This is a genomic window from Streptomyces sp. SID3212, assembly GCF_009865405.1.
Lineage (GTDB): Bacteria > Actinomycetota > Actinomycetes > Streptomycetales > Streptomycetaceae > Streptomyces.
The window spans coordinates 1-4,289 of sequence record NZ_WWJY01000870.1 but is presented as its reverse complement, the minus strand read 5'-3'; the positions used below and the strand labels follow the sequence as shown (position 1 = coordinate 4,289).

Genomic DNA, 4,289 nt, shown 5'->3' with positions numbered 1-4,289 from the left:
GGCCGCCCGTGGAGCGGTTCCGGGAGCTGCGCGACGCGCTGCGGCGGCTGGCCGCGGTGGCGACCGGGGACACCCGTCCGACCGCCGTCTCGCCGGTCACCGACCTGGCCGAGGCCGTCGCCGCCGTGAACCGCGCCTGCGCCTCAGCGCCCGCCTGGTCGCGGCTGATCTGGAACGAGGGCGAGCCGCCGGCCTGCGCCGACGGCTCGTCGTACAGCCCGGAGGCCCGGGCCCTGTCACGGATCGCCGAGGAGTCCGTACAGCTGTTCACCGGACCCGACGCGGCGGAGCTGCGCGCCTGCCACGCCCCCGGCTGTGTGCGGTACTTCGTCCGGGCGCACCCGCGCCGGGAGTGGTGCTCGGCGGGCTGCGGCAACCGCGCCCGCGTGGCCCGCCACTACCGCCGCCACCACCCGGGCGGGGTGTCCTGACCGGTCGGTCAGGACACCCCCGGCCGGTCGGTCAGGCCGGGCCCGCCGACGTGCGCCGGGCGCACTCCGCGACCATCTCGCGCAAGCTCCCGGTCCGCTCGAACAGTTCACGCTGGACGCGGGCGCCGTTGCCCGTCTTGAACAGATGGGCCACCGCGTCCTGGGCGGCGATCAGGTCCCCGCTGTCGTCCAGCGCCTCACGGACATGGGCGAGCAACGCCTGCACGACGGACTCCGCGCTCTCCGGCTTCATGGTCCCGGGGTTGATCAGCTCGTCGTCCAGCCCGGACCGGCCGGCCCTCCACGCCGCCAGCCTCAGCAGCCCGACCCCCGGGTCGACCACCGGCTTTCCGGCCCGCCAGTCGCGGGCCGCCGTCTCCACCAACGCCCGGACCAGCGTGGCGATCAGCACCGTGGTGGAGGCGTCCAGGCAGACGTCCGCCACCCGGATCTCCACCGTCGGCCAGGCCGCCGAGAGCCGGGCGTCGAAGTAGATCATCCCGGTGTCACGCAGGGCGCCGGTGCCGACCATGGCGTCGACCAGGGCGTGGTAGCGCTCGGCGGAGCCGAACACCTCCACGGGCCCCGCCGACGGCCACCGGCCCCAGACACGGCTGCGGTAACTGCTGTACCGGGTGTCGTTGCTCTGCCAGAACGGGGAGTTCGCGCTCATCGCGAGCAGGACCGACAGCCACGGCCGGATCCGGTCGAGCACCGCCACACCCTCGTCGTCCGACTCCACGGCCACATGGACGTGGCAGCCGCAGGTGATCTGCTCCTGCGCGGTCAGTCCGAACTGCTCCTTGAGCCAGTCGAACCGCTCGCCCGGGTTGATGAACGGCCCCACCGTCAGCGGCGAGGTCGCCAGCGCGGCCACCGCGGCTCCGGCGTTCGCCGCGTGATCGGCCGCCTCGGCCCGCCACCGCAGGATCTCCCGCGACAGTTCCCCCATGTCCGTCTGCGGGTGGGTGGCGAACTCCAGTTGGGAACCGTGCAGTTCCAGTTCGAACACGTCCGCGTCACTGCTGCCCCGGGAGGCAAAGGCCAGGACCGCCGCGGACAGCGCCCGGGGCTCGCCCGTCGAGGCGTCCACGAGCAACAGTTCTTCCTCCACACCGACACTGCGCACAACGACCGCCTTTCTTGAATACGGCACGTTCGCGCCGGGTGCTGCGTGTGCCCCGGTTCCGCGTCACCGAACGTGGCGAAGGCGGAGGAGTGTGCCGTACCCCCGCCGGTATCGTGCACATCCCGGCGGGTCACCCCTTGTTATCCACGGTAACCCGGGATGATGAACCGAACGTCTGATCGCAGGGACCGATGCGGAGGAGTGGGCACATGCCACACGAACGAGCGGGACAGCCGGCGCGCCCGGAGGATCTCACCGATGTCGCCCGCCTGGTGACCGCGTACTACGCCCTCCATCCCGACCTGGACGAACCGGGTCAGCGGGTGGCGTTCGGCACCTCGGGACACCGCGGGTCGTCGCTCGACACCGCGTTCAACGAGGACCACATCGCCGCGACGAGCCAGGCGATCTGTGAGTACCGCGCCGACCAGGGCACCGACGGACCCCTCTTCCTCGGCATCGACACCCACGCGCTCTCCGAGCCGGCCCGGGTGACCGCTGTCGAGGTGTTCGCCGCCAACGGCGTGACCCTGCTCCTCGACACGGCCGACGGCTACACCCCCACCCCGGCGGTGTCGCACGCGATCGTCACGTACAACCGGGGCCGCGCCTCCCACCTCGCCGACGGTGTGGTCGTCACCCCGTCGCACAATCCGCCCCGGGACGGCGGGTTCAAGTACAACCCGCCCAGCGGCGGCCCCGCCGGGTCGGACGCGACCGGCTGGATCCAGGACCGCGCCAACGAGATCATCGCGGCGGGCCTCAAGGACGTACGGCGCCTGCCGTACACCCGCGCCCTCGCCGCCGGGACGACGGACCGCTACGACTTCCTCGGCGGTTACGTGGCCGACCTGCCCGCCGTACTGGACCTGGACGCGGTCCGCGCGGCGGGGGTACGGATCGGCGCCGACCCGCTCGGCGGCGCGTCGGTCGGCTACTGGGGCCGGATCGCGGAACAGCACCGGATCGACCTGACCGTGATCAATCCCCTGGCCGACCCCACCTGGCGGTTCATGACGCTGGACTGGGACGGAAAGATCCGGATGGACTGCTCGTCGCCGTACGCGATGGCCTCGCTCATCGAGGGGCGCGACCGGTTCGCGATTACCACCGGCAACGACGCCGACGCCGACCGGCACGGCATCGTCACCCCGGACGCCGGGCTGATGAACCCCAACCACTACCTGGCCGCCGCCATCGGCTACCTCTACGCCCACCGCGACCGGTGGCCGGCCGGCGCGGGCATCGGGAAGACCCTGGTGTCCTCCGGGATGATCGACCGGGTCGCCGCCGATCTCGGCCGCCCGCTGGTGGAAGTCCCCGTCGGCTTCAAGTGGTTCGTGGACCGGCTGTCCGACGGATCGATCGGCTTCGGCGGGGAGGAGTCGGCGGGCGCGTCGTTCCTGCGGCGCGACGGGTCGGTGTGGACCACCGACAAGGACGGCATCATCCTCGCGCTGCTCGCCTCCGAGATCCTCGCGGTCACCGGCAAGACCCCCTCCGAGCACTACAGCGCGCTGACGGCCCGCTTCGGCGAGCCCGCCTACGCGCGCATCGACGCCGCCGCCACCCGCGAGGAGAAGGCGATCCTGGGGCGGCTCTCGCCCGACCAGGTCACGGCCGACACCCTCGCGGGCGAGCCGGTCACGGCCGTGCTCACCGAGGCGCCCGGCAACGGCGCCGCCATCGGCGGCATCAAGGTGACCACGGAGAGCGCGTGGTTCGCCGCGCGCCCGTCGGGCACGGAGGACGTCTACAAGATCTACGCGGAGTCCTTCCAGGGCCCCGACCACCTCGCGCGGGTGCAGGAGGAGGCGAAGGCCGTCGTCGCGGCCGCCCTCGCGGGCTGACACACCGCACAGGACAGCGCCGGGCCCGCCCCCCGACCGGGGCGGGCCCGGCGCTGTCCGTCGTGGACCGCTCACGTCCCTCTCCCGGGTGAAAGTTGCCGTGGTCCGCGACCGGCCGTCGCCGGGGCAACTCGCGGCCCCCGCAAGGCGAGCGGGACGTACCGGTACGCGATATGCGACGCGCCGGGAATGAGGCGGTGTCACCCGCCCGGTGAATCCGCCGCCATGCTGCTTGCCGAGTCCACCCGCGACCGTCGAGCCGGAGGAGAGCGTCGCAGTGACGACGATGGGCACGGAAGGGTCGGCCGAGGCCGACGAGAGCTACCAGAACGAAAAGCCGGTCGTGCGCAAGCGGCCCGGTTATATCATCGTGGGCTGGCTCACCACGACCGACCATAAGACGATCGGTTCGTTGTATCTCATTACCTCATTCGCCTTTTTCATCGTCGGCGGGGTGCTGGCGCTCTTCATGCGCGCCGAACTGGCCCGTCCCGGCATCCAGATCGTCTCGCACGAGCAGTTCAACCAGGCGTTCACGCTGCACGGCACGATCATGCTGCTCATGTTCGCGACCCCGCTGTTCGCCGGATTCACCAACTGGATCATGCCGCTCCAGATCGGCGCGCCCGACGTGGCGTTCCCCCGGCTCAACGGACTCGCCTACTGGCTGTACCTCTTCGGTTCGCTCATCGTCGTCAGCGGTCTCCTGACGCCCAACGGCGCCGCCGACTTCGGCTGGTTCGCCTACTCCCCGCTCACCGACATCGTCCGGTCGCCGGGCATCGGCGGTGACCTGTGGGTCATGGGTCTGGCGCTGTCGGGTTTCGGCACGATCCTCGGTTCGGTCAACTTCATCACCACGATCATCTGCATGCGCGC

The 4,289-nt window shown here is 71.5% G+C and carries 4 protein-coding genes; 3 read left to right on the top strand and 1 reads right to left on the bottom strand.

Annotation, left to right across the window (positions count from 1 at the left end; genetic code table 11):
* A partial coding sequence (locus GT042_RS26365) for a CGNR zinc finger domain-containing protein (RefSeq protein ID WP_161311227.1) occupies positions 1-431 on the top strand: 431 nt, incomplete at its 5' end.
* A gap of 31 nt (positions 432-462) precedes the next feature.
* Here GT042_RS26365 and GT042_RS26360 read toward each other — a convergent pair.
* Positions 463-1,560: a glutamate--cysteine ligase gene (locus tag GT042_RS26360; protein ID WP_161311226.1), complete on the bottom strand. Its 1,098-nt coding sequence runs from the start codon at positions 1,558-1,560 to the stop codon at positions 463-465.
* A gap of 209 nt (positions 1,561-1,769) precedes the next feature.
* On the opposite strand from GT042_RS26360, the gene pgm reads away from it, so the two are divergent.
* Positions 1,770-3,410 (top strand): phosphoglucomutase (alpha-D-glucose-1,6-bisphosphate-dependent), encoded by a 1,641-nt coding sequence (gene pgm / locus GT042_RS26355; RefSeq protein WP_161311225.1) that lies wholly within the window; start codon positions 1,770-1,772, stop codon positions 3,408-3,410.
* Between the two features lie 286 nt (positions 3,411-3,696).
* Positions 3,697-4,289 (top strand): cbb3-type cytochrome c oxidase subunit I (locus GT042_RS26350; protein WP_202533879.1); only part of this gene is annotated, 593 nt, incomplete at its 3' end.